The following is a 1,785-nucleotide window of genomic DNA, read 5'->3' as shown; positions in this document are numbered from 1 at the left end:
GCCCAGCCCCGCCCGGTACAGCGGCAGCAGCGTGCCCAGCATGCCGCCCGAGCGGTCGAGCACCACCGAGGTGCGCATGTGCGCCACCGACAGGCCCGCCTCCTCGGCCGGGGCGGTGGCCTCCTCCCAGTCCCGGCAGACCCCGGCCAGGAAGCCGGTGCCCGGCGGGGAGTCCTCGGTGGCCGCCCGCCCGCCGGTGTCGCCGTAGAAGTGCATCCCCGACGCGCTCAGCAGGCGGGGGGGAGGCGAGGACATCCCCGCCAGGGCCTGGCACAGGGTGCGGGTGCCGCGCACGCGGCTGCGCCGGATGAGGGTGCGCCGGTGCCGCGTCCACAGGGCCGGGCCGACCGGCGCCCCGGCCAGGTGCACCACGGCGTCGGCCTCGTGCAGGGCCACGGTGTCCACCCGTCCCTGCTCGGGGCGCCACTCCGCCTCCTCCACGTCCGGGTGGTGCCGCCCCCGCGGCAGGTGGCGCACCATGCGCACCACCGTGTGTCCGTCGCCGAGCAGGGACGCCTCCAGCGCCCTGCCGATGAGTCCCGTCGCCCCGGTGATAGCCACTCGCATGGTCCTGGGTCTACCCGAAGGAGGGCGGTCCTCGCGCGTGAAGACACACCAAACGGACGACGGAGGACACCCGCCCGGTTTTTCTTCGGCTTTTTCCTCGAAAGAGCTGCGCGAGGGGCCCTCGGTCTTCTAGTTTGAACGTGGGACAGGAACTCCGCGTCAACGCGGAGCTACTGTGGGCGACGCGCTGTCGGGCTGACTGCCGCGTCCCCGACCACAGACCTTTGATGATGGGGATCATCAGGGGATGGTGATTGGTGGGGTAGAAAGACGGGGCGGTGCCGAGAGGCGCCGCCCCGTCCACTTTCCCGCCGCGGGGCTCCGCGCCGCCCCCGAGGAGGCGCGGGCCGCGTGCCTCCTCGGGGGCGGCGGCTCCCTCAGCAGGTCAGCCCCCTAACCGGGGTAGGGGCGCCGCTCCCGGGCCTCCCGCAGGGCCAGCGCCCACCACGCCAGCTGGCGCAGCATCCGCTCCACGGCGGCCTCCGCGGACGACATGTCCACCACCGGGGTTCCGTCGGGGCCGAACATCGTCTGAGCGTTGTGCAGGCTGACCGTGTCGCGGATCGTGGCGGTGTGCAGCTCCGAGAAGACCGACCGCAGCTGCTCGATCGCCCGCAGGCCGCCGGACATCCCGCCGTAGGAGACGAAGCCCACCGCCTTGCCGAACCACTCACGGCGCGCGGCGTCGATGGCGCTCTTCAGCTCGCCCGGGTAGCCGTGGTTGTACTCCGGGGTCAGCACGACGTACCCGTCGGCCGCCTCCACCGTGTGCGCCGGCTCCGGGGCCATCGGGCCGCCGTGGCCGTCCTGCGGGCTGATGTCCTCCACGTCGAGGAAGTCGAACGCCACGGAGGGGTCCGGGTACTTCCGGGCCCGGTCCACGAACCAGCGGGAGACGGCGGGTCCGGTGCGGCCCCGGCGGTTTCCGCCGAGGATGACCGCGATCCGAAGGTTGTCCATGTGGGTCCTTGCTTCTTTGGTGCCGTCTCGGCCCACACGTGAGCGGGCACGTCAGGCGGGCACGCGCGGACCGGCTCAGGGAGCCGCGCGGCGCACCGTCGGTTCTTGGGTCGTGTTCCTTGGGGCGTTTCGCTGATCCGAAAGCCTCCGCGGAACACTCCCGAGGGGACAGGTCAACGCTAGGACCTCAACAGGTCTTGAGGTCAAATCGGACAACACATTCCCCAATAAAGGACGAGCCGGGCCGGGTGCCGTCGC

The 1,785-nt window shown here is 72.1% G+C and carries 2 protein-coding genes; both read right to left on the bottom strand.

Translation table 11 applies throughout. The features are described from left to right. Positions 1–561, bottom strand: a 561-nt coding sequence (locus DQW06_RS24685) for an NAD-dependent epimerase/dehydratase family protein (RefSeq protein WP_117199404.1), incomplete at its 3' end; no start/stop codon positions are given. Positions 562–960: 399 nt separating this feature from the next. Continuing rightward, entirely contained in the window at positions 961–1,527 is a 567-nt protein-coding gene (locus tag DQW06_RS24680; protein WP_013151993.1) for an NADPH-dependent FMN reductase, read from the bottom strand. Between the last annotated feature and the right edge of the window lie 258 nt (positions 1,528–1,785).

The organism is Nocardiopsis sp. TNDT3 (assembly GCF_003427465.1).
Lineage (GTDB): Bacteria > Actinomycetota > Actinomycetes > Streptosporangiales > Streptosporangiaceae > Nocardiopsis > Nocardiopsis dassonvillei.
This window is presented reverse-complemented; position numbering and strand designations above follow the sequence as displayed.